Consider the following 23394-nt stretch of genomic DNA (forward strand, 5'->3'; position numbering starts at 1 on the left):
GTCGTCCTTCCTTGATGTCGCCCTTCAAAAACGATAAACGCTGCGCGCTCACGCCCAAGAGGGCCGACGGAGCGACTCCCTTTGCATAGCGCCGCGCCAGACGCATCCGATCCTTCGCTCAAGGCGACGCGCCGGGAGTGGATCGGGCTCGCCGTCCTCGCTCTGCCCTGCCTGGTCTATGCGATGGACTTCACGGTGCTCAATCTCGCCATTCCGGCGCTGACGGCGGAGCTGCGGCCGAGCGCGTCGCAACTGCTGTGGATCATCGACGTCTACGGCTTCATGGTCGCCGGCTTCCTGATGATCATGGGCGGGCTCGGCGATCGCATCGGCCGGCGCAAGGTGCTGCTGCTGGGCGCCGCGGCGTTCGGCGCCGTATCGGTCCTGGCGGCTTTCTCGAAATCGGCGCAGATGCTGATTTTAGCGCGCGCCGCGCTCGGCGTTGCGGGAGCGACCCTCGCGCCGTCGACGCTGTCGCTCCTCGCCAACATGTTCCGCGATCCGTCGGAACGCACCTTTGCGGTCAGCATGTGGATTTCGAGCTTCTCCGCCGGCGCCATCATCGGGCCGCTCGTCGGCGGCGCGCTCATTCAGTCTTTCGGCTGGGGATCGGTCTTTCTCGCGGGCGTCCCGGTAATGGTCCTTCTGCTTATTCTTGGGCCGGTGCTTCTGCCGGAATATCGCGATCCCGACGCGGGCCGGCTGGATCTCGCCAGCGCGCTTCTGTCGCTCGCGGCGGTGCTGTCCTTCATTTACGGATTGAAGCGCGCCGCCGAGGCGGGCTTTGGCGTCGATTCAATCGGATCGATGGCGGCAGGCGTCGGACTCGCGCTCCTGTTCCTACGCCGACAGGCGCGGCTCGAAGATCCGTTGATCGATCTCGCGCTGTTTCGCTCGCGGTCGCTGAACACGGCGCTTTGCATCAACATGCTCGGCGTCTTCTTCATGTTCGGGTCGTTCATTCTGCTCGCACAGTATTTTCAGCTCGTTGCTGGTTTGACGCCGCTCGATGCGGGTCTGTGGTCGACGCCGTCGGCGATCGTCTTCATGATCGGCTCCTTCGCCACGCCCGCGCTGGCGCACCGCATCGCGCCCGTCAATCTTCTCGCCGGCGGCCTGATCGTCGCTGCGGCTGGATTCGTCGGCCTTGCGCTGGCCGGCGGATTCTACGGGGTGCTTCTTTCGTCTCTGCTTCTCGTCGGCTTCACGCCGGTGATCGCGCTGACGACGGAAATCATCGTCACATCGGCGCCGCCCGAGCGCGCGGGCGGGGCGTCAGCCTTGTCGGAAACGGCGATCGAACTTGGCGGCGCGCTCGGCATCGCCGCGCTCGGCAGTCTCGGCACACTGATCTATCGAGCCAAAATGGCCCACGTCGTCGCGGGGCTCCCGGCGGACGTCGCGCGGGCGGCCGGCGCGACGCTCGGCGGCGCGGCGGATGCGGTCAAATTCTTGCCGCCGGAGCAGGCCGAGCGGACGCTCTCCGCCGCGCGCGAAGCCTTCTGCGCCGGTTTTCAGGCGACCGCCTGGTTGGGCGCCTTGGGGCTTGTCGGCGCGGCGTTCGCGACGAAGATTGCGCTCAAGCAAGCGCGTCCTCCGCAAGGCACAGGCGAAAAGCCCAGTTCGGCCCCGGCGTAGCACGTCGTCCGTCATGCGCTTGTCACGGCGCGCGTCGAGCTTTAGCCTCCAGCGCATACTGTTGTTTTTTGCGCTTGGGGGATTTCATGAGACTCGCCTCATACAATGTTGAGAATCTTTTCGACCGCGCACGCGCCATGAATCTCAAGAGCCTTTCGCAAGGCAAGCCTATTCTCGAACGTTTCGCGGAACTGAATACGTTGTTGGCGCAGCCTTCGTACAGCGCCGCCGACAAGACGCGCATGGCGAAACTTGTCATTGAACTTGATTTGGAAAAATCCGACGTCGGCGATTTTGTCATTCTGCGGCGTAATAGGGGCGCACTGATCAAACGCCCCAAGTCGGGCGGCGTTCAGATAGTCGCGAGCGGGCGCGCCGATTGGGTCGGCTCGCTGGAGTTGCGCGACGAGCCCGTCGACGAACAGGCGATGCGGAATACGGCGCGGGTAATGAGAGATGTCGAGGCGGACGTTCTCGGCGTCGTCGAAGTCGAGAGCCGGCCGGTGCTGCGGGATTTCAACGCGGACGTCGTCGCTGCGCTCGGCGGCGAGGCATTCCGCCACGCGATGGTGATCGACGGCAACGATACGCGCGGCATCGACGTCGGCCTGTTGACGCGGCAGGGGTTTCCGATTGGCGTGCTGCGCAGCCATGTCGACGACATGTTGACCGAGCGGAATCCGATCTTTTCGCGTGACTGCGCCGAGTTCGAGGTGACGGCGCCGTCCGGCGCGCGCCTCCTGGTGATGCTCAATCACTTCAAGAGCAAGGGTTTCGGCTCGCAGCAATCATCCAACGCCAAACGTCGCGCGCAGGCGAAACGCGTCGCTGAAATCTACGACGAACGCGTCGCCATGGGGATCAAGAACATCGTCGTGATGGGCGACTTCAACGACACGCCGGACAGCGAACCTTTGAGTCCTCTTATCGAAGGGACGGATCTGAAGGACATTTTTTTGCATCCGAAATTTGACGACGGCGGTTTCCCAGGCACCTACGGCAGTTGCGCCGCGGACAACAAGATCGACTTCATTCTGCTGTCGCCGGCGCTGTTCGACAGGGTCACGAGCGGCGGCGTGTTTCGCAAAGGCATGTGGCCCGGCGCGCGGGCCAAACGCTGGGAGGCCTATCCGGAAGTCGCCCGCAAGGAGGACGCAGCGTCGGATCATGCCGCGATTTGGGTGGACATCGACCTTTAGAGCGCTGCCCGATCACATGGAATCATGTGATCGGGCAGCGCTCTAAATCAAAATATTGTAGCAGGTTCTCATCGAAAAAGTCTGTCAACTTTTTCGGAACCTGCTTTAGCGGGAGAGTCGCTCGATCAGCGCCATGGCGGCGGCCGGGTTGCGTTCCTTCGCGCCGCTGATGACGTATAGAAAGACGTCGCGGGGCGTCGCCGCCTTCTGTTGTGTTTCCGCAAAATAGTCGAGCCCGCTCGGAGTTGCGCCACTCGACCATTGTCGTGCGCGCTGCGCCCATTCGTCGAGAGCGGCGGCGTCATAACCCTTCGGCTCAGTCTCCAGCGTTCCCATGATGCGCGCATAGACGAAGGGCGCCGTCACGTCGGCGATGAGCGGATATTTTGCATCGCCGGCGACGGCGATGGCGACGCCATGTCGGCGCGCCAGTGCGACGAACTCGGCCGTCTTGAAGCTCTCATGGCGCGGCTCAATGGCGTGCGTCAGCGACCGTCCGCCGATGTTCCTCGGCAGGAGCGAAAGAAAGGCGTCGAAGAACGCCGCGTCGAATTTCTTCGTCGGGAGAAACTGCCATAAGATGGGTCCGAGCTTGTCTCCAAGCTCCATCACCCCGCTCTTAAAGAAGCGCTCGATCGATTCGCTCGCCTCCTTTGGCGTCTTGCGCATCACCGCGAAGCGCGGCGCCTTGACGCTGAAGATGAAACCTTCGGGCGTTTCGTCGCGCCATTTGGCGAAGCTCGCGGCGCTCTGCGTGCGATAGTAGGTGGCGTTAATTTCGATCGAGGTGAGGTTATGGCTCGCATATTCGAGTTCGCGCTTATGCGGCAGGCCGGCGGGGTAAAAGGATTCGCGCCAGGGCGCGTAATTCCAGCCCCCGACGCCGACATAGATGCGTCCCGTCTTTTGACTCATTTGCGCTGCAGCCTCGCGTGTCGACTGGCGAGGGCTTGAGACTTGCCCCCGCTGCGCCATTTCTAGCGGCGTCGTCGACAACATATTTGTCGTCGTCGCCGGCTGTCGATGGTTGAAGCTGCGGCTTCTCGTGTTTGCGGGGATTCGTTTGGGGAGGGGGCGCCATGGCGGCGAATTTTTTCGGGAGATTTCTATTCGCGTTGACAGCGATCGCGCTCGCGGCCTGCGATCGCGGCCCCGAAATACCGGAGAGCGCTGGGTACGGCCCCAATCCGACGCTGCCGGAGCCGCATCCGACCGGCGCCTTTCCATACGTGAATATCGCGCGCGCCGTGGGCTGGCCAAGCGCTGAAAAACCCACGCCCGCCGAGGGGCTGGGCGTTGAAGCTTTTGCGACGGGGCTCGATCATCCGCGCTGGCTTTACGAATTGCCAAACGGCGACATTCTTGTCGCGGAAACCGATGCGCCGGCGAAATCCGAAAATGAAGGCGGCGGCGGCGTTCGCGGCTTCTTCATGGGCCTTTATATGCGCCAGGCCGGGTCCGATAAGCCGAGCGCCAACCGCATCACGCTGCTGCGCGACGCAGACGGCGATGGCGTGGCCGAGACGAAGGAAGTCTTTTTGGAAAACCTGAATTCGCCCTTCGGCATGGCGCTGGTGGGCGATCAGCTTTATGTCGCCAACGCCGATTCGCTCGTGCGCTTTCCATATAAGGAAGGCGATACGCGCATCGAAGCGCCGCCCGAAAAGGTCGCGGATCTGCCGGCCGGACGCAATCATCACTGGACCAAGAGCCTTGTCGCCGATCCTGTGGGTTCGCGTCTCTACGTCGGCGTCGGGTCCAACTCCAATGCCGCCGAGAACGGCATGGAGGAAGAGCATAACCGCGCCGCCATTCTGGAGATCGATCCGGCGACCGGCGACACGCGGGTTTTCGCTTCGGGACTGCGCAATCCCGTCGGGATGGATTGGAATCCAGCGACAGGCGACCTCTGGGTCGCGGTGAACGAACGCGACGAGATTGGCGACAATCTCGTGCCCGACTACATGACGAAGGTCCAAGAGGGCGCCTTTTACGGCTGGCCCTACAGCTACTACGGACAGCATGTCGACGAGCGCGTGCAGCCGCAGGATCCGGAACTCGTCAAACAGGCGATCCGGCCGGATTATGCGCTCGGCTCGCATACCGCTTCGCTCGGATTCACCTTCGTCGGCGACGCGGACCTTGGGCCGTTCCAGAACGGCGCCATCATCGGCCAGCACGGATCGTGGAATCGCAGTCCCCGCGTGGGCTATCGCGTCATTTTCGTAAAGTTCGAGAATGGCGCGCCGGTCGGCGCTCCGAAAGAGGTGCTGACCGGCTTTCTGAACGAGCGCGGCGAAGCGCAGGGCAGGCCGGTCGGCGTCATCGTCGATAAGCGCGGCGGACTGCTGGTGGCCGACGACGTCGGCGGCGTCGTGTGGCGGGCGAGCGGCGCCAAGAAGCAAGCTGAATAGCCGGCTTCGCTCGCATTTGGCCGCCGCCTGTGCTAACGGCTGCGGTCAGCCCGGTTTTTTCGGGCGGAGTCAAGGGTCTGGAGCACATGTCCGATATTTTCCATGAGGTCGATGAAGATGTCCGGCGCGACAAGGCGGCGGAGCTTTGGCGGCGCTATCACACGCCGATCCTGATCTTCGCCGTGCTGATCGTCGCGGCGACCGGCGCGTGGAGCTATTACCAGACCAACCGTCAGAAAATGGCGGAAGCCGCGAACGCCCGCTTTGAAGCTGCGGTCGCGCTCGCCAACGAGGGCAAGGCGCAGGACGCGGCGGCCGCTTTCGACGCGCTCGCCAAGGACGGTCCCAAAGGCTATGCGACGCTCGCGCGCATCCGGGCTGCGGAACTGCGCGAGGACAAGGCGCGCGCGCTCCAAGATTTGGAGGCGATCGCCGATGACAAGAATGTCGACAAACTGAATCAGGAAGTCGCTCTGCTGCGCGCCGCGCTGATCATCATCGAGAGCGGAGACCGCCAGAAAATGGAACGCGCGCTCGGACCCATGATGACGTCGAACGGCGCTTTCCGCTTCTCGGCGCAAGAACTGAATGGTCTCGACGCGCTGGCCAATGACGATTTCGAAGAGGCCGAAAGGGACTTCAACATTCTGCTCAGCGATCGCGACGCTCCGCAATCCATGCGCCAGCGGGCCGCTGCCTATCAGGGATTGCTGCACGCGAAGCGCGGACCCAAGCCGGCGGCGGCGCCGGCGGCCGGGGCAGGGGCAGCCGCGAGCGGCGGCAATGTCACCGTGACGCCGGTGATCGAGCCGGAACAGGAAGGCGCTGCGTCGTCCGGCGAGGCGCCGTTCGAGGTGAAGCCCTCGAAATAGTTGGCGTAGGGGCGCGGCAGCGCAGCGAGAAACGAGTCATGTCCTTTTCGCTCGCGATCATCGGCCGGCCGAACGTCGGCAAATCGACGCTGTTCAACCGGCTGACCGGCAAGAAGCTGGCGCTTGTCGACGATCGTCCCGGCGTCACCCGCGATCGCCGGGAGGGCGAAGCCAAGCTCGCCGATCTGCGTTTCACCATCGTCGACACGGCCGGGTTGGAGGAAGGCCCGGGCCCGACGTTGGAAGGGCGGATGCGCGCCCAGACCGAGAGCGCGATCCTCGCCGCCGACGCAATTCTCTTTCTCATCGACGCGCGCGCCGGCGTCACGCCCGACGACAAATATTTCGCCGATCTCGTCCGTCGCGCCGGCAAGCCGGTGATCCTGATCGCCAATAAAGCGGAAGGGAAGGCTGGCGAGCCAGGGGTTTACGACGCTTTTTCGCTGGGCCTTGGCGATCCCGTGCCGTTTTCCGCCGAGCATGGCGAAGGCATAAGCGCGCTCTATGACGCGCTGCGCGAGGCTCTGCCCGAGGAGACCGCCGAGCCTTTCGAAGACGACGTCGCCATTGAAGAAAATCTGCGCAACGACGAGGAGGACGGCAGCGACCTCGATATAACGAAGCCGCTGCGCATCGCGGTTGTTGGGCGGCCCAACGCCGGAAAATCGACGCTCATCAACCGCATTCTCGGCGAGGACCGCCTGCTGACGGGACCCGAAGCGGGAATCACGCGCGATTCGATCTCTGTCGATTTCGTGTGGCGCGACCGGAAGATGAAGCTCTTCGACACGGCCGGTCTGCGCAAGCGCGCCCGCGTCGTCGACAAGCTGGAAAAGCTGTCGGCCGCCGACGCGCTGCGCGCCGTGCGGTTCTCGGAAGTCGTCGTGCTGCTCGTCGATTCGACGATTCCTTTCGAGAAGCAGGATCTCTCCATCGCCGACCTCGCGGCTCGCGAGGGGCGCGCCGTCGTCATTGCGCTTGGCAAATGGGACCTCGTCGAGGACCGCGGCGCGACGCTCATCAAGCTGCGCGAAGACGCCGAACGCCTTCTGGCGCAGCTGCGCGGCTGTCCGGTGGTTCCGGTGTCAGGCGCGACGGGGCAGGGGCTGGACAAGCTCATGCAAGCGATCGTCTCGGTTCATGAAATTTGGAACAAGCGCATCGGCACCGGCCGGCTCAATCGATGGCTGCTGACGCAAATCGAGGAGACGCCGCCGCCGGCGGTTTCCGGGCGACGCATCAAGATACGCTACATGACGCAAGCGAAATCGCGGCCGCCGCATTTCGTGCTCTTCGGCAATCAGCTCGACGAGCTGCCGACGAGTTACGAGCGGTTCCTGATTAACGGTCTGCGCAAGACTTTCGACCTTCCCGGCGTGCCAATCAGGATTTCAAAAAAGGCGGGGGAGAACCCGTTCGAAGGATGTCACAAGGGCTGAGCGACTCTTGTGTCATGACGCCGCTCGCGAGATTGTGGCGCCATGCTCAAGCCTTCTCCTGAAAAACTTCTCGCTCTCGGCATGTCGTTCTGGAACGCCAAGGCGCTGCTCTCGGCAGTGGAGCTCGGCGTCTTCGACGCTCTCGCCGACGGCCCCGCCGACCTTGCGACGCTGACGGCGAAACTCGGCCTGCATGAACGCTCCGCGCGCGACTTTTTCGACGCGCTCGTGGCGATGAAAGTTTTGGTGCGCGACGCCAACGGGCGTTACGCCAATACGCCCGAGACGGATTTTTTTCTTGTGCGCGGACGGCCGAGCTATGTCGGCGGGCTGCTGGAGATGGCCAATGCGCGTCTCTATGAGAGCTGGGGACATCTGTCGGAGGCGCTGAAAACTGGTCGCCGACAGAGCGAAGATCAGGACGCCAGCGATCTTTTCGCGGCGCTTTACGCCGATCCGCAACGTCTGCGCGGCTTCCTCTCCGCGATGAGCGGCGTGAGCGCCGGCGCCGCCCAGGCGATCGCCGACAAATTCTCCTGGCGGGACTATCGGACATTCATCGACGTCGGCGCCGCGCAGGGCATGGTTCCCGTGACAATCGCGCGGGCGCATCTACATCTTTCGGGCGGCGGCTTCGACCTTCCCCAAGTCGGACCGATATTCGAGGAGTTTGTCGTCGCCAATGGGCTCGCGGAGCGACTGCGGTTCTACCCCGGCGATTTTTTCAAGGATGATCTGCCCCAGGCCGACGTCATCATCATGGGGCACATCCTTCATGACTGGGATCTTGAGCAAAAGCGGCTGCTGTTGAGGAAGGCCTATGACGCTCTCCCAGCAGGCGGCGCGCTCATCGTCTATGAAGCCATGATCGACAATGATCGTCGCGAGAACGCTTTCGGCCTGCTGATGAGCCTTAATATGCTGATCGAGACCGACGGCGGCTTCGACTTTACGGGCGCCGACTGCGAGGGCTGGATCAAGGAAGCCGGGTTCTCCAGCTCCCGGGTTGAGCATCTGACTGGGCCGGATTCCATGGTGGTCGGCGTCAAATAGAGCCGCCGCGCGCGCGAACGCTTCCACGGCGCCTGCGACGAATCCCCGCGTCGCCGCGCTGGATTTTGGTTGGACAGACGCTAGTTTTGAATTATTCTAATTCTTGTGTCGCGGGCCTGACGGCTGCGCCAACTCGAATACTCGGAGGCAAGAAAATGGCTATGCTCAAGGGCAGCAAGACCGAAGAAAATTTGAAGGCCGCCTTCGCCGGCGAATCGCAGGCGAATCGCCGTTATCTCTATTTCGCTCAAAAGGCCGACGTCGAGGGCTACAATGACGTGGCCACCGTGTTCCGCTCCACCGCCGAAGGCGAGACCGGCCACGCCCATGGCCATCTGGAGTTCCTGGAGACCGTCGGCGATCCTGCGACCGGCCTGCCCATCGGCAAGACCGCCGATAACCTCAAGGCCGCCGTCGCCGGGGAAACGCACGAATATACGGACATGTATCCCGGCATGGCGCGCTCGGCCCGCGACGAGGGCTTCGAGGAGATCGCCGACTGGTTCGAGACGCTCGCCAAGGCTGAGCGTTCGCATGCCGGCCGCTTCCAGCGCGCCCTGGACGAGCTGAAGTAAGGGCGTGTGGAGTCCTTCTCCCGCGGAGCGGGAGAAGGTGGCCCTTGCGTAGCAAGGGTCGGATGAGGGCCGCCCTCACCCGGCTTGCTTCGCAAGCCACCCTCTCCCGCAAGCGGGAGAGGGCGTCCGGCGTTCGCATCATAGGACCATCATGAGAGAAGGCAGCCTCGAGGCTCCGATCCGGCATCCGCTGGATTGGCGCAGCGCCGATTTCTATGACGATGCCAAGCTCGACGCGGAAATGCGACGGGTTTTCGATATTTGTCACACGTGCCGGCGCTGTTTCAATCTGTGCGACTCCTTCCCGCGGCTGTTCGATCTCATCGACGAATCGAAAAGCGGCGAGCTCGACACCGTCGCGAGCGCGGATTTCAAACAGGTCGTGGACGCCTGCACCCTCTGCGACATGTGCTTCATGTCGAAGTGTCCCTATGTGCCGCCACATGAGTTCAACATCGACTTTCCGCATCTGATCCTGCGCTACCGTGCGGTTGAAGCGAAGAAGAACGGCGTGCCCGCCGTCGATCGCGCGCTTGCCGACACTGACCGCTACGGCAAATGGGCGACGCTGATCTCAGGCGCGGCCAATTGGGCGACGCGCCGCGACAACACAATGATGCGCGGCCTTGAGGAGAAAGTCGCGGGCGTCGATCGTAACGCCGAGCTGCCAAAATACGCCAGCAAGACGCTTGAAGCGCAGGTCGCGGCGCACCCGCCGATGCGTGACGAGTCGGCGCCGGCAAAAGCCCGAAAGGCCGTACTCTACGCGACCTGCTACGGCGATTATAACGATACGTCGATCGGCATGTCGGCGCTGGCCGTGCTCGCAAAAAACGGCGTCGAGACCAAAGTCGTGCACCCGGCCTGCTGTGGCATGCCGAAGCTTGAACAGGGGATGCTCGACGACGTGGCGGAGGCGGCGCGCAAGGTCGCCGCGGCCTTTGCGCCTTATATCGACGAGGGCTACGACATTGTCGCGCCGGTGCCGTCCTGCGCGCTGATGCTGAAATTCGAGTGGCCGCTGATTCTGCCGGAGGACGAAAGCGTCAAGCGTTTGGCTGAGGCGACCTTCGACCTCTCCGAATATGTCGTCGACATCGCGCGCAAAGAGGGGCTGGCCGAAGGCATGGCGCCACTCGATGGCGGCGTCGCCTTCCATGTGTCCTGTCATTCGCGCGCCCAGAATATCGGCCAGAAAGGCGCCGAGCTGCTTGCGCTGATCCCGCAAGCCGACGTCGCCGTGGTCGAGCGCTGCTCGGGTCATGGCGGCGCCTGGGGCTACAAGAAGGGCAATTTCGAAACGGCGATGAAGGTGGGCAAGCCTGCCGCGCGGCAGTTGCAGAACGCCGACAAGAAGCACGTCGTTTCCGAATGCCCGCTTGCCGGACTGCATATCGAACAGGAGATCGAGACGCTCGGCGGCGAGACGCCGAAGCCCGAACGCGTCGGCCATCCGATCGTGCTTATGGCGAGAGCTTATGGACTTACAGGCGCGTAACGGCGAGTTTTTTCCTCATCCTGAAGAGCGAGCGAAGCTCGCGTCTCGAAGGACGAGAGAAAATTTGCGTAGGATGCCTCGCCCTCGTGCTTCGAGACGCATCCCCTGGATGCTCCTCAGCATGAGGGTTCAGGTCGATGGAGCACCAAGAAGATGACGAGCCGTCACGAACTGACCCCCGCCGATATTCTCCCTTGGGCGGAATACGCCAAAGGCCGCGCCGAGCATCGCAAACGTCTCACCGCGATCAAGCGCAACCGCCGGGTCGAGGTCGGCCCCTACGTCACCTTCTACTTCGAGAATTTCGACACGATGTGGCTGCAGGTGCAGGAGATGCTGCACATCGAAAAAGGCGGCGAGGCGCAGCTCGCCGACGAGCTTGCGGCCTATAATCCGCTGGTGCCGAAGGGCAAGGAACTCGTCGCGACGTTCATGATCGAGATCGACGACGCGCTGCGGCGGGCGCGCGTATTGTCGCAACTCGGCGGCGTCGAGGAGACGGCCTCCATCGAAGTCGGCGGCGAGCGTGTCGTCGGCAAGGCCGAGCAGGATCAGGATCGCACCACGGCTGAAGGCAAGGCGAGCAGCGTGCAATTCGTGCACTTTCCCTTTACGGAGGCGCAGATTGCGGCGTTCAGGGAGCCGAACACGCGCGTGATTTTGGGCCTGTCGCATCCCAACTACAGCCATATGGCCGTATTGTCGGAAGCGACGCGCGCATCGCTCGCGGAGGATTTCAGTTAATTCGAAGATCCTGCGCTTCAGCGCTTCATTGCTCTGCTTCGGGCGCCTTGCGCTTCAAATGCGGGTCTGCGGCCGCTTGTGGCCCAGTCGACTCTGAGCGCTGCGGCGGTTCATCCTCGAGCCCACCCAGGAGCCGCTGATGAACGAGCGGAAAGGCGACCCCGAGCGTCAGGCCCCAAATCAACTGCCCCAGCAGCAGCCCCATCGCCGGGTATCCGCTCAGGATCGGCCGCTCCGGGAGCCACTGCAGCAGAGGTATTGGCCCCAACATCCACAACAGGAACCCGAACGCCAAGCCAAACAACCAGCCCCCGCGCCGGTCGTTGGCGGCTCTCCGAAAGAGCGATCCGTAGAGCAAGCCGCCAAGCGCCATACAGGCGACAACGACCAGGATCGCAGAAGCGGCTGAGATGTTGGCCGCATCGGCCAAGGCGCCGAGCGTGCCGAAGGCGTGCAATGTCGCGATAGCCGGAACGTCGGCGGGCAGGCTCGTCAAAAAGCCGGTCAAGAGCGGGCGCTGCGTTGGGCCGGCGTCCAGTCCATGCGCACGCAGCATGCTAAGCATGACGCCGCCTCTCGTTTGAGCGTTCACGCTGCTGGCGGCAGTCGTCGATGACCGTCTCGATCGGAGGCGCCTCGCTCAGCTCCTGTGAGAACAGACTGATCAAATAGCGATAGGCCTGTCCCACAGGACGAGGATCGCGGTTGAGATCGAAAAGCCCAACCGGATTGACATTGCCAAGAGGCTCGCGAAGCGCGATGTCCCAGTCCACCTGGTCGGTGAGCGAGTACCAGGTGAAGCCGACGATCGGGACGCCGCTTCGGCGCATGAGTTGCACATTGTGCCACTGCCGCCAGAGCCAACGTGGAGCTTCGCGCGCGTCCAGACAGTTGGTCTCGGTATGCATCATCGGCCGCCGATAGCGCTGGTAATATTGATCGACGATGACATGCCAACCGAACAATTCGCCGAGCGCCTGAATGCGACCATCGGAGTCGACGAGCTTCTCATTCCATTCGTAATAGTCGACGCCAAGAATGGCGCGCTTGCCGACGTCCTGTCGCATAAACCAGGCGTATTCCTCGGGCGGCATGCCGTGTTTAAAGAGATAGTCGCGCATGTCCTCGCGCACCGGATGCGCGTAAAGCAGGTCGAGGGCGAGGAAACGACGCTGGTTTTCGAAGTCGGCGATCTTGCAAAGCCTCGGATCGGGACAGCACGACTGGAAGAATTCGCCGCTTTCGCTGTTCACAAAGATCGCGTCGGGTCGCTCGGCCGCAACGGCGCGCATCATGAGCACGCTGGCCTTGGCGAGGTGGCGAACGGCGGTGACGAAGGCGCGCTCGTCTTGCGCTTGCTCGTTCCACAATCCTAGAAGCGCGCTGAGCTTCGCGCAGACATACATCTCGTTCATTGGCGTATAGAAGCGTACCCAATCATAGCGCTTCGCGAAGGCGCGCGCGTAATCCGCGAGCGCGTGCGGCGTCTCAGGATTTTGGAAATTTTCGAGCCAGTAGGGCAGTCCGAAGTGGCATAGGTCCATGATGGGAATGACGCCCAGCCGCCGCATCTCGACGGCGACGTCGTCCAGAAAGGCCCAGTCGTAGCAGCCCCGGCGTGGGTTGGTCAGATGAAGCGGCGGGCCATAGCGAAGATAGCGAAGGCCTAGCTGCCGGACCAGCTCGAGATCTTTGCGCCAGTAGCGATAGTGACTGCAGGCGGCCATCTCGTCCATGCGCCAGCGTCCGCGATCGAGAGTCGGATAGCTGCATTCGACGCCTGTTGCGAACATGAATCTGTCTGCAGGAGGAGGATCGGGGAGTTTCGCTGGAAGGGTTGTTCTACGGCGACGCTCGGATCCGAGGTTTGGCCGTCGTTCGACAGGATAGCCGACGGGCCGCACGTAAATGAGACCGAGCGTCGCGCCCCAGATCAGATGCCCAGCCGCGATGGAGATCGGCCCGCTCACGCCTCCCGCTAACCCAAATAGACCCGAATGGGGCAACGCGCCGCTGACGAGGAAGGGATTCATCAGCTCGAACTGCGGGCGCATGATGAATATGGCCAGGAGCATAGGGATGAATGAAAATAGAAGGCCCTGAAACATAGGCCGAAGGCGCAAGGTGGACCAAAAAAAATAGGCGTAGAAGACGGCGAAGATCGCACCGACCGTGAGATGCAGCGCCATGCCCACCGCCCAAGGCGCCCATCCGCTGGCGTAAGGCTGCGCGAGAGCGCCAAGCGTGCCGACGATGTCGAAAACCGGCGCGCCCGCCAAGATCAGCAGCCTGGCGACGATTTCCCAGGCGACGGCTCCGGCCATGCCGGCCAACACCGCCTTACCGTATGCGACTCGGCGGATCATGCTTTGCTCCTCGAGCTGACATCTGGAGCTAGCCCCGTGAGCGCAACCCCGCGCGACGCGTGAGGTTCCGGTATTGCGGAAGGATCGGCGCGCTGCGCGCCCCGACACAGCGGCGGCTCAGCTGCGTGCGAGCCGAGCCTCACGGCGCTGAATAATTACGGGATTGCGGCTGGACGCGCTTGCCGCTAAGTCGTCTCCAGCATTTCCCTCTTAAACGACCAGGGCCTTGAACAACGCCACCAACGACCCCGTCTCGCGGCGGCGAACTTTCGCGATCATCTCGCATCCCGACGCCGGCAAAACGACGCTCACCGAAAAGCTGCTGCTCTTCGGCGGCGCGATCCAGCTCGCCGGCGCGGTGAAGGCCAAGCGCAACGCCCAGCAGACGCGCTCGGACTGGATGAGCATCGAGCGCGAGCGCGGAATCTCGGTCGTCACCTCGGTGATGACCTTCGAATACGGCGGTTGCGTCTTCAATCTCTTGGATACGCCAGGCCACGAGGACTTTTCGGAAGACACCTACCGCACGCTGTCCGCCGTCGACGCCGCGGTGATGGTGATCGACGCCGCCAAAGGCATCGAGGCGCGCACGCGCAAGCTCTTTGAAGTCTGCCGCCTGCGCGACATTCCGATCGTCACCTTCATCAACAAGCTCGATCGCGAGGCGCGCGATCCTTTCGATCTCATCGACGAAATCGAGAAGACTCTCGCGCTCGACGCGACGCCGATCACCTGGCCAATCGGTTCGGGCAGAAGCTTTGCCGGCACCTACCGATTCGCGACGAAAACTGTGCGCCGGATCGACGAGGACGCCGAGCTGCTGCAAACCAGCGGGCTCGATGATCCGCTCTTCGACACGCTCCTGCCGAACGGCGCGGATGCATGGCGCGAGGAGGCGATGCTCGCCGAGGAAGGCAACAAGCCTTTCGACATTGCCGCCTTCCGCGAGGGCCATCTGACGCCCGTCTTCTTCGGCAGCGCGCTGCGCAACTTCGGCGTTCGCGATCTGATCGACGCGATGGCGGAATATGCGCCGAGCCCGCGCGCGCAGGAGGCGGACAAGCGACTGGTCGAGGCGAAGGAGCCGAAGATGACCGGCTTCGTCTTCAAGATCCAGGCGAATATGGACCCCAACCATCGCGATCGCATCGCCTTTATGCGCGTCTGCTCGGGCCGTCTCACGCGCGGCATGAAGGCGAAACTTATTCGCACAGGCAAGAATATTCCGATCAATGCGCCGCAATTCTTCTTCGCGCGCGACCGCTCGATCGCCGACGAAGCATACGCCGGCGACGTCGTCGGCCTGCCCAATCACGGGCAATTGCGCATCGGCGACACGCTGACCGAGGGCGAAGAGATCGTCTTTCGCGGCGTGCCGAGCTTCGCGCCGGAAATCCTGCGCCGCATTCTCATCGGCGACGCCATGAAGGCCAAGAAGCTGCGTGAAGCCTTACAGCAGCTTGCGGAAGAGGGCGTCGTGCAGGTTTTCACGCCGCATGACGGCTCCGGCGCAATCGTCGGCGTCGTCGGCGCGCTGCAGCTCGACGTGCTGGCGACGCGGCTCGAGGGGGAATATGGATTGCAGACGCGCTATGAACAGCCGCGCTTCGCCATTTGCCGCTGGATCGCATCTGACGACCCATCGAAGCTGAAAAGCTTCATCGATTCGAACGGCTCCAGCATCGCCGAAGATCTCGACGGGTCTCCGGTGTTCATGAGTTCGTCGGCGTTCCAGCTCAACTATGACGCCGAGCGCAATCCGGCGATCACATTTTCGGATGTGAAGGACTATCAGAAAGGCGCCTGACGGGGCGCTTGAAATCCACAAAAGGCGAAAAGCCTATGCGCCTTTGACAAGCGCCCAGAGGGCGATGACGAGCGCGATCGTCATCGCAATGATGAAGAGATTCTGGGTCAGCTCCACATATCGTTGAGCCTCGATCAGAACAGCCTCATAATATCTGCTATACCATAGCGTCTGCATTTCGGTCCTCGATTGCTCAACGGCAGCGAAACTTCGACAGGGCGCGTCAGTCGATTCCCGGAACGAGCGGCGAAACGCGTTTTGGGTCGCGAAGAGGCGGCGCGCCGGACGGCGGCGGCCCAAGTCCTTCCGGGGGTCTGCTCGCCGACGCCTTCGATCGGGCGGCAGGGTCGACGCCAATGACGAGCGTGACGAGGTAGCGCTGGTCTTCCTCGGTGACGCTCGCGAAGGAGCCAGGGCCGGCGCCAATCGCGATGAAATCATCCTTATTCATTGTGTCGCGCTTGGCCGTCCGCTCCGAATAGGGACGAATGTCGCGATAGATGAATTCGCTCAGCGCGTCCGGGAAGAAGAGTTGTCCAGTCAATACGTTGGCGTCGTTAATAAACGCCTTGAAGTGGATATGCGGCGTGCGTCCTGGATACCAGCCCGGATAGATGGACTTGAAGCTCGCGACGCCGGCGTTGTCCGCGAGCTGAGAGCCGCGCAGGAAGGTTTCGCCTTTCGTGCTGATGGGTTGCGCGCGGTCGTCGCCCTGTCCCTGATAGTTCGAATAGAGGCCCGCCGCGTCGCAATGCCAGACGTCGACTCGCGCGCCGGCGATCGGCCGGCACGCCTGATCGACGATCTGAAGGCGCAACATGATCGGAACGCCCGTCTTGTTCTCGCGAATGTCAAAGCGAACCAGTTTTGGATCGAAGTAATAGGGGCCCTGCACCGCTTCCGGAGTCAGAAGGCACGCCCGCGCCCCAAGCAGGGGAGGTCCCGAGTCCTCGGTCGGCGTCTGAGCGAAACTCTCGCGCGTCGTTCCTCCGGCGGTCAAAGCGGCGACCATCGCCAGAACGTCGCGCCGATCCGGCCATCCTCTTCCGTCATTCATGGCTGAGCCTGTCGTTTGGACATTTTCCGTCGAAGCGGACGCGGCCTCGCGTCAGAAAATGTGTCGATTCAAGAATTTGAGCGGCTTCATCATTAAAAGACGCGCGGAAACGAGCTACAGGTTTCCCAGTCCGCGAAGACTGAAGCTCGCCAGTGTGTCGACCAGTCGTTCGAGCGACGATTCGTCGAATTTCAGCGCGAATGGGGCGCGCGCCAGCCGCTCCGCGTCGCGCACGAAGAACATCGGTTGATGCGCGAGCCACAGCGTTGCGAAAGTGACGGTTTCCGCGGGCGCCTCTTCGGGCAGGAAGCGTTTCACGACGCGCTCCGCCAGGTGAAAGATGCGCGGCGGCGACGCCACGATGAAGGCGTTGAATACTTCGCTCGGCCGCACGCTTTCCCAAGCGAAAATGCGCAAATACCTGCTGACGCGATCGCGCTTGACGAGCGGCAGCAGAAATTGACGCAGATAGAGCCGCAGCGCCTCTTCGGGAGAACGCGCGTCCAGTTCTTCCGGGCACAGAAAACTGTTCTGCTCAAGGGTCTTGGTCGCAGCCATCAGCACTTCGCGATAAAGTCCGTCCTTGCCGCCGAAGTGGTAATTGACGGCCGCCTGGTTGGCCATCGCCCTTTGGGTGATGAGCCGCACCGAGCCGCCGTCATACCCATATTCCGCGAAAACCGACGTGGCCGCTTTGATGAGCGCGGCGCGCGTCGTCTCTGTCGAGCGAGACGCGACGCGCGCCTGATCCAGATTACTCAAAACGTCATCCTCAAAACGGATATATGTTGACGAGGCTCGACACTGCGCCGCCGAGCGACGTCGCGCTATTCCAGGCCTTGCGGCCGAGCGGAGCCAATTTGGATGAGAGCCCTGTCGGGTCGAGCTTGGCCAACAAACTCCGTTCCTGGTGCTCCGCATTCTCGCCCATTGTCTGGGGAGAGGCGGGCGGCTCGGCGTTGTAGGTCGGGGGCGCCGGCGGCGTCGACTCGACAGGGTTTCTCTTTTCCGGAGACGACTTGCGCAGAGCGACGACTTTCGTCGGCCTGACAGGGATCGTCTCCGTCTTTTCGATGACGGCTTCGTTCGACCAATCCGCGATGCGCACCTGCGGATAGACCGCGAACAGCGCCGGAGCCGGCGAAGCGCTTTTCAACTTCAAGGATGGGCGCTCCGACTCCGCGGAATCGATCCGGTCGATGATTTTGCCGCTCACCGGGTCGGTCGTGAAAGCGATTTCCTTCAGCGCTTCGACATTCTTCCATTGCGGAGGCAGGAAAGCGATGAGCCAGGTCGCGACGAAACAGACCGCGGCGTCGATGAGCAGCCTGCGTGACTTGGCGCTGAGCGCGGCAAATTTTGTTTCCAGATGATCGCTCACGACGAACCTCCGTTTAAAACGACTGATTGAAATTCAAACGCTCGTTTGAAGCGAAATTATGGCGCAGTCGGCGACGCGGCTTTGCGCCGATCGGATCGAGGGCGACATGCGTCATTTTGGCGCTTGAGGAAACGAAGACGCTGGCGAGCGAAGCGCGGCCTCGCCGCAAAAGCGGATTTCGCTGGCGCTGGCGCGAAAGATCGCCTCCATAAAAAGGCGACTGGCGAAAACGGGAGCCACACTTGATATGGCCTCAGTCCGTGCCGATCTGCCGCTCTTCCCGTCGCGGCTTCGCCGTGATAAGCGACGCGTCTCACGATGCGCGTCCTAAGGACCGGCTTCGCCGATTAAGACCGGGAGCCGGTTTTTGTTTTCGTTCAGCGCCGTTAGGCATAGAGGTCCATTCCAATGAGCCAATCCGGTTTCTTCACCGCCTCCCTCAGCGCTTCCGATCCGGAAATCGCGAAGGCGATCGAACTCGAACTCGGCCGCCAGAGGCACGAGATCGAACTGATTGCCTCGGAGAACATTGTCTCCAAGGCGGTGCTGGAGGCCCAGGGCTCGGTTCTCACCAACAAATACGCCGAGGGCTATCCCGGAAAGCGCTATTACGGCGGCTGCCAATTCGTCGACATCGCGGAAAATCTCGCGATCGACCGCGCCAAGAAGCTGTTTGACTGCGGTTTCGCCAATGTGCAGCCCAACTCCGGCTCGCAGGCCAATCAGGCGGTGTTCCTTGCGCTGCTTCAGCCGGGCGACGTCTTCATGGGGCTGGATCTCGCCGCCGGCGGTCACCTGACGCACGGGTCGCCGGTCAATGTCTCCGGCCGCTGGTTCAAGCCCGTGAGCTACACTGTGCGCAAGGACGATCAGCGCATCGACATGGAGCAGCTCGCCGAACTCGCCAAGGAGCATAAGCCGAAGCTCATCATCGCGGGCGGCTCGGGCTATTCCCGCATCTGGGACTTCGAAGGATTCCGCAAAATCGCCGACAGCGTCGGCGCCTATTTCATGGTGGACATGGCGCATTTCGCCGGTCTGGTCGCTGCGGGACTTCATCCGTCGCCGCTGCCGCATGCGCATGTCGTCACCACCACCACGCATAAGACGCTGCGCGGTCCGCGCGGCGGCATGGTGCTGACGAACGACGAGGCCATCGCCAAGAAGATCAACTCGGCGGTCTTCCCCGGCCTGCAGGGCGGTCCGCTGATGCATGTCATCGCCGGAAAGGCTGTGGCGTTCGGCGAGGCGCTGACCCCGCAGTTCAAGACCTATCAGCAGCAGGTCAAGGACAATGCGCAAACGCTGGCGCAGACGCTCGTCGACGCCGGTCTTGCGATCGTCTCGGGCGGCACCGACAACCATCTCATGCTCGTCGATCTGCGCCCCAAGAAGATCACCGGCAAGGCGGCCGAGGCCGCGCTGGGCCGCGCCCACATCACCTGCAACAAGAACGGCATTCCCTTCGATCCGGAAAAGCCCTTCGTCACCTCCGGCATTCGTCTCGGCTCGCCGGCGGCGACCTCGCGCGGCTTTGGCCAGGACGAGTTCAAACAGGTCGGGCAGATGATCGTCGAGGTGCTCGACGGGCTCTCCTCGAAGGGCGAAGAAGGCAACGCCGCGACGGAAGCGGCGGTGAAGGAAAAGGTTCACGCGCTGACCGCGAAGTTCCCGATCTATTAAAAAGGTGGACGTTCCCTTCTCCCGCTTGCGGGAGAAGGCGCCACGCCGAAGGCGCGACGGATGAGGGTTCTCTCCGTCGCGTCAGTTGTGATAGCCCTCACCCGTCCCCGCTTCGCGGGGCCACCTTCTCCCGCAAGCGGGAGAGGGGAAAGGCGCCCAACATGCGCTGTCCCTATTGCGGCTCCGTCGACACGCAGGTGAAGGATTCCCGTCCTGCCGAGGACTCGTCCTGCATTCGGCGTCGCCGCGTCTGCCCGACCTGCGGCGGCCGTTTCACGACATTTGAACGCGTGCAGCTGCGCGAAATCATCGTCGTGAAAAAATCGGGTCGGCGGGCGCCCTTCGATCGCGACAAGCTGACCCGCTCGGTTGAGATCGCCTTGCGCAAGCGTCCGGTTGAAGCGGACCGCGTCGAGCAGATGATTTCCGGCATCGTGCGCCAGCTCGAGAGTCTCGGCGAAGTCGAGGTGGAAAGTCAGCGCATCGGCGAATTGGTGATCGAAGGTCTGCGCTCGCTCGACGCCGTCGCCTTTGTGCGCTTTGCTTCGGTCTATCGCGACTTTCGCGAGGTCAGCGATTTTTCCGCCGTGATCGATGAATTGGAGAGCGGCGGCGACGGGGCTTTTGCCCCGGACGTCGACGACCCAGAGAAGGCATGACGATCCACGAGTCCTTTCCGGGAGCGGCGACGGACGACGCCTATATGGCGGCGGCGCTTTCGCTCGGCCGGCGCAATTTGGGCCGCACCGCGCCAAATCCGGCCGTTGGGGCGCTCCTCGTGCGCGACGGCGTCGTTATCGCCCGCGGCTGGACCGCGCCGGGCGGGCGCCCGCATGCGGAGTCGATCGCCATGGCCGCGGCGGGCGAGGCCGCGCGCGGCGCAACGCTTTACGTCACTTTGGAGCCCTGCGCGCATCATGGGGCGACGCCGCCTTGCGTCGACTCGATCATCACCGGCGGCGTCGCGCGCGTCGTCACCGCCCTCGAGGACCCCGACCCGCGCGTTTCGGGCGACGGCCATGCGCGGCTGCGAAACGCCGGAATTGAGGTGCTGGTCGGTCCCGGCGCGGCGGCGGCGCGCGCCGATCATCTCGGGCACATTCTGCGCGTCAGCCGTCGCCGCCCGATGATTACGCTCAAGCTCGCGCAGACGGCGGACGGCTACGCCGCTGGCGCCGCGCATGATCCGCGCCTGCACATCACCGGACCTATCGCTGACGCCTTTACGCATGTGCAACGATCGCTGCATGACGCGATCATGGTCGGCGGCGGCACGGCGCGCGACGACGATCCGCTGATGACCGTGCGCCTGCCGGGGATGCAACAATATAAGCCGCTCCGCGTCGTGCTCGACGAGAAGCTGTCGCTGTCGCCGCGTTCGCGCCTGGCGTCCACCGCGCGCGAAACGCCGTTGCTCGTGATCGCCGGAGCGGCGGTCGCCGATGAAGCGGCCAAAGCGTTTGAAGACGCCACTGGCGCTGAGGTTGTCCGCATCACGACGCGAGAAGGGGTTATCGATCTAATGAGCGCGCTCAGACTTCTCGCCGATCGCGGCATCACCCGCGTCTTCAGCGAAGGCGGACCGCGCGTCGCCGAAAGCCTGCTCGCCGCAGATCTTGCCGATGAGGTCATCCTGCACACCGCCGTCAAGCCGCTTGGGAGGGCCGGTCGTCCCGCGCTGACCCCCGCGGCGCGCACCGCGCTCGATGACGATTCGCGCTACCGTCTGATCGAAACGCGCGCGCTCGGCGCCGACACGATGACCCGATACGCGCGGGTCGACTGATGTTCACCGGCATCGTTACAGATGTGGGCGAAGTCGTTGCGATGACGCCGCGCGGCGAACTGCGCCGCCTGCGCATCGCCTGCTCATACGATCCCGACGGCATCGCTCTGGGCGCCTCCATCGCCTGCTCGGGCGTGTGCCTGACGGTCGTCGCCGTCGCGCGCGAGGGCGCGCAAACGATCTTCGAGATCGACGCCGCCGCCGAGACGCTCGCCGTCACCACGGTCGGAACATGGGCCTGCGGAACGCGCGTCAATCTCGAACGCGCGTTGAAGATCGGCGATGAACTTGGCGGCCATATCGTTACCGGTCATGTCGACGGCGTCGCGCGCATCATCTCGCGCGATGACTTTGACGACATGTCCAGATTCTGGGTCGAGGCGCCGCGTGCTCTGTCGCGCTTCATCGCCAAGAAGGGCTCCGTGGCGCTCGACGGCGTTTCGCTCACGGTGAACGAGGTCGAGGAGAATCGCTTTTCCGTGCTGCTCATTCCGCATACTTTGGCTGTGACGACTCTCGGCGCGCGAAGGGCAGGGGATGCGCTCAATATCGAAGTCGATCTGATGGCGCGCTACGCGGCGCGGCTGAGCGAAGCGGGGTAGCCTGCGTTTGGCGCGAGAATGTGTATAACGGCCAAGCCGGCTGACAGAGCGCCGCTCGTGTGACATAACGCGCCGAGAAATCGGCTCGCGGATTTCCCCTCCCATATGGAGAGGGGAGCCCCGCCAAAGCGCGTCTGTAAGGACGCCTGTTGTAAACGACGGGCTTTTGGCCAGTCGGTGTGGGGTTTACGCCTCAGCGATAAGGCGTTCGCTGTGGCGGCGCGTCCCGCACCTTTGCAATTGAGAACGCTAACCCTCACTTGGCTGCTTCGCAGCCCAACCCTCTCCCGGCGGGAGAGGGTTGCGTGCACTCATGGAGTCGCCTGAATGGCTGGTTTTGCACCCGACGACGCTGACTCTGCGCCCGTTCCCGGCGCGCGCATTCTCGTCGTCACCACCAAGTTCAACGCTCATATAGTCGCCATGCTGCGCGACGGCGCGCTTGACGCGTTGCGCGCGCTGCAGGCGCAGGCGACGGTGATCGAAGTCCCCGGCGCGCTGGAGATCGCCACGGCGGCCGCGATCGCGCTGGATGACGCCGAGCTTGCCGGCGCGCCCTATGATGGAGTCGTTGCGCTCGGCTGCGTCATCCGCGGCGAGACCTATCATTTCGAACTCGTCGCCAATGAAAGCACGCGCGCGCTGATGAATCTTTCCGTCTCGCGCCGCCTGCCGCTCGGCAACGGCGTGCTCACTGTGGAGAATGAGGCGCAGGCGATCGTGCGCGCCGATCCGAAACAGGGCGACAAGGGCGCCGACGCGGCGCGGGCGGCGCTCGCGCTCGTGCGTCTCAAACGGGGCGTCGTATGAGCGTCGATCAACGCTCGGCGTCGCGTCTGGCGATCGTGCAGGCGCTTTATCAAATGGAAGTCGCCGGCAAAGGACTCAACGAGATTTTCGCCGAGTTCGAATCTCACTGGATCGGGCGCGAGATCGAGGGCGCGCAATATAAGCCGGCGGACGCCGCCTTTTTTCGCGACGTGCTGCAGGGAGTCCTGACAGACCAGGTCGCGATCGACCGGCAGATTGATCGCGCGCTTTCCGGCGGCTGGCCGCTGTCACGATTGGAGTCCGTCATGCGCGCCGCCTTGCGCGCCGGCGTCTATGAACTGCGTTCGCGCAAGGATGTTCCGGCGCGCGTCGTCATCAAGGAATATGTCGACGTCGCCGGCGCCTTTTTCGGGCCGACCGAGTCAGGCATGGTGAACGCCGTGCTCGACAGGATCGCGCATGAGGAGCGCGCCGAGGAGTTGAGTTGACAGGAACAGAGCCGCCGGCTT

23 protein-coding genes are annotated in these 23394 nt (G+C 63.1%); 16 read left to right on the plus strand and 7 right to left on the minus strand.

What is annotated here, in order from left to right:
• Nucleotides 1-81: 81 nt before the first annotated feature.
• Both ACR65W_RS03995 and ACR65W_RS04000 read left to right on the plus strand, forming a co-directional pair.
• A complete protein-coding gene (locus ACR65W_RS03995) occupies nucleotides 82-1638 on the plus strand; it encodes an MFS transporter (protein WP_434502337.1) in 1557 nt (518 codons plus the stop codon).
• Nucleotides 1639-1724: 86 nt separating this feature from the next.
• Nucleotides 1725-2837 (plus strand): endonuclease/exonuclease/phosphatase family protein, encoded by a 1113-nt coding sequence (locus ACR65W_RS04000; protein ID WP_434502339.1) that lies wholly within the window; start codon nucleotides 1725-1727, stop codon nucleotides 2835-2837.
• Between the two features lie 105 nt (nucleotides 2838-2942).
• On the opposite strand, the gene ACR65W_RS04005 is transcribed toward ACR65W_RS04000, so the two are convergent.
• Complete coding sequence (locus tag ACR65W_RS04005) at nucleotides 2943-3752, minus strand: DUF72 domain-containing protein (protein ID WP_434502341.1); 810 nt, start codon at nucleotides 3750-3752, stop codon at nucleotides 2943-2945.
• A gap of 164 nt (nucleotides 3753-3916) precedes the next feature.
• On the opposite strand from ACR65W_RS04005, the gene ACR65W_RS04010 reads away from it, so the two are divergent.
• From ACR65W_RS04010 to ACR65W_RS04040, 7 genes are all read left to right on the plus strand, one after another.
• Entirely contained in the window at nucleotides 3917-5251 is a 1335-nt protein-coding gene (locus ACR65W_RS04010) for a PQQ-dependent sugar dehydrogenase (RefSeq protein ID WP_434502343.1), read from the plus strand.
• 86 nt (nucleotides 5252-5337) lie between these two features.
• Nucleotides 5338-6123, plus strand: coding sequence for a tetratricopeptide repeat protein (locus tag ACR65W_RS04015; protein ID WP_434502345.1), 786 nt, complete (start codon nucleotides 5338-5340; stop codon nucleotides 6121-6123).
• A gap of 38 nt (nucleotides 6124-6161) precedes the next feature.
• Complete coding sequence (gene der, locus ACR65W_RS04020; protein WP_434502347.1) at nucleotides 6162-7562, plus strand: ribosome biogenesis GTPase Der; 1401 nt, start codon at nucleotides 6162-6164, stop codon at nucleotides 7560-7562.
• A gap of 42 nt (nucleotides 7563-7604) precedes the next feature.
• The gene (locus tag ACR65W_RS04025; RefSeq protein ID WP_434498002.1) at nucleotides 7605-8615 is read left to right on the plus strand and encodes a methyltransferase; all 1011 of its coding nucleotides are present in this window, start codon (nucleotides 7605-7607) and stop codon (nucleotides 8613-8615) included.
• Between the two features lie 155 nt (nucleotides 8616-8770).
• Entirely contained in the window at nucleotides 8771-9190 is a 420-nt protein-coding gene (locus ACR65W_RS04030) for a rubrerythrin family protein (protein ID WP_026223003.1), read from the plus strand.
• A 151-nt stretch (nucleotides 9191-9341) separates the two neighbouring features.
• The gene (locus ACR65W_RS04035; RefSeq protein WP_434498003.1) at nucleotides 9342-10688 is read left to right on the plus strand and encodes a heterodisulfide reductase-related iron-sulfur binding cluster; all 1347 of its coding nucleotides are present in this window, start codon (nucleotides 9342-9344) and stop codon (nucleotides 10686-10688) included.
• A 153-nt stretch (nucleotides 10689-10841) separates the two neighbouring features.
• On the plus strand, nucleotides 10842-11432 hold the full coding sequence (locus tag ACR65W_RS04040) for a DUF3501 family protein (RefSeq protein ID WP_434498004.1): 591 nt from the start codon (nucleotides 10842-10844) through the stop codon (nucleotides 11430-11432).
• Between the two features lie 25 nt (nucleotides 11433-11457).
• Here ACR65W_RS04040 and ACR65W_RS04045 read toward each other — a convergent pair whose 3' ends face one another.
• Both ACR65W_RS04045 and ACR65W_RS04050 read right to left on the minus strand, forming a co-directional pair.
• Entirely contained in the window at nucleotides 11458-11997 is a 540-nt protein-coding gene (locus ACR65W_RS04045; RefSeq protein ID WP_434498005.1) for a hypothetical protein, read from the minus strand.
• Nucleotides 11990-13798: a family 1 glycosylhydrolase gene (locus tag ACR65W_RS04050; protein ID WP_434498006.1), complete on the minus strand. Its 1809-nt coding sequence runs from the start codon at nucleotides 13796-13798 to the stop codon at nucleotides 11990-11992. The genes ACR65W_RS04045 and ACR65W_RS04050 overlap by 8 nt, the downstream gene beginning before the upstream one ends.
• 226 nt (nucleotides 13799-14024) lie before the next feature.
• Here ACR65W_RS04050 and ACR65W_RS04055 point away from each other — a divergent pair, with 226 nt between their 5' ends.
• Nucleotides 14025-15605, plus strand: coding sequence for a peptide chain release factor 3 (locus ACR65W_RS04055; RefSeq protein ID WP_434498007.1), 1581 nt, complete (start codon nucleotides 14025-14027; stop codon nucleotides 15603-15605).
• Nucleotides 15606-15638: 33 nt separating this feature from the next.
• Here the strand turns inward: ACR65W_RS04055 and ACR65W_RS04060 are convergent, their stop codons facing one another.
• The 4 genes from ACR65W_RS04060 to ACR65W_RS04075 all read right to left on the minus strand — a co-directional run bounded on the left by ACR65W_RS04060 (nucleotide 15639) and on the right by ACR65W_RS04075 (nucleotide 18043).
• The gene (locus ACR65W_RS04060; RefSeq protein ID WP_434498008.1) at nucleotides 15639-15782 is read right to left on the minus strand and encodes a hypothetical protein; all 144 of its coding nucleotides are present in this window, start codon (nucleotides 15780-15782) and stop codon (nucleotides 15639-15641) included.
• A 46-nt stretch (nucleotides 15783-15828) separates the two neighbouring features.
• Nucleotides 15829-16662 carry an intradiol ring-cleavage dioxygenase gene (locus tag ACR65W_RS04065; RefSeq protein WP_434498009.1) on the minus strand — a complete coding sequence of 278 codons (834 nt, stop codon included), beginning with the start codon at nucleotides 16660-16662 and terminating at the stop codon, nucleotides 15829-15831.
• A 114-nt stretch (nucleotides 16663-16776) separates the two neighbouring features.
• On the minus strand, nucleotides 16777-17424 hold the full coding sequence (locus tag ACR65W_RS04070; RefSeq protein WP_434498010.1) for a TetR/AcrR family transcriptional regulator: 648 nt from the start codon (nucleotides 17422-17424) through the stop codon (nucleotides 16777-16779).
• Between the two features lie 10 nt (nucleotides 17425-17434).
• Nucleotides 17435-18043, minus strand: coding sequence for a hypothetical protein (locus ACR65W_RS04075; protein WP_434498011.1), 609 nt, complete (start codon nucleotides 18041-18043; stop codon nucleotides 17435-17437).
• A gap of 408 nt (nucleotides 18044-18451) precedes the next feature.
• On the opposite strand from ACR65W_RS04075, the gene glyA reads away from it, so the two are divergent.
• The 6 genes from glyA to nusB all read left to right on the plus strand — a co-directional run bounded on the left by glyA (nucleotide 18452) and on the right by nusB (nucleotide 23373).
• Nucleotides 18452-19726, plus strand: coding sequence for a serine hydroxymethyltransferase (gene glyA / locus ACR65W_RS04080; protein WP_434498012.1), 1275 nt, complete (start codon nucleotides 18452-18454; stop codon nucleotides 19724-19726).
• Between the two features lie 161 nt (nucleotides 19727-19887).
• On the plus strand, nucleotides 19888-20385 hold the full coding sequence (gene nrdR / locus ACR65W_RS04085) for a transcriptional regulator NrdR (RefSeq protein WP_434498013.1): 498 nt from the start codon (nucleotides 19888-19890) through the stop codon (nucleotides 20383-20385).
• Entirely contained in the window at nucleotides 20382-21512 is a 1131-nt protein-coding gene (gene ribD, locus ACR65W_RS04090) for a bifunctional diaminohydroxyphosphoribosylaminopyrimidine deaminase/5-amino-6-(5-phosphoribosylamino)uracil reductase RibD (protein WP_434498014.1), read from the plus strand. The genes nrdR and ribD overlap by 4 nt, the downstream gene beginning before the upstream one ends.
• Nucleotides 21512-22114: a riboflavin synthase gene (locus ACR65W_RS04095; protein ID WP_434498015.1), complete on the plus strand. Its 603-nt coding sequence runs from the start codon at nucleotides 21512-21514 to the stop codon at nucleotides 22112-22114. The genes ribD and ACR65W_RS04095 overlap by 1 nt, the downstream gene beginning before the upstream one ends.
• Before the next feature lie 327 nt (nucleotides 22115-22441).
• Entirely contained in the window at nucleotides 22442-22924 is a 483-nt protein-coding gene (ribH, locus tag ACR65W_RS04100) for a 6,7-dimethyl-8-ribityllumazine synthase (RefSeq protein WP_434498016.1), read from the plus strand.
• Nucleotides 22921-23373 carry a transcription antitermination factor NusB gene (gene nusB / locus ACR65W_RS04105; protein WP_018408555.1) on the plus strand — a complete coding sequence of 151 codons (453 nt, stop codon included), beginning with the start codon at nucleotides 22921-22923 and terminating at the stop codon, nucleotides 23371-23373. The genes ribH and nusB overlap by 4 nt, the downstream gene beginning before the upstream one ends.
• Nucleotides 23374-23394 lie beyond the last annotated feature (21 nt).

It is taken from the genome of Methylocystis sp. (assembly GCF_051062815.1).
Classification (GTDB): domain Bacteria; phylum Pseudomonadota; class Alphaproteobacteria; order Rhizobiales; family Beijerinckiaceae; genus Methylocystis.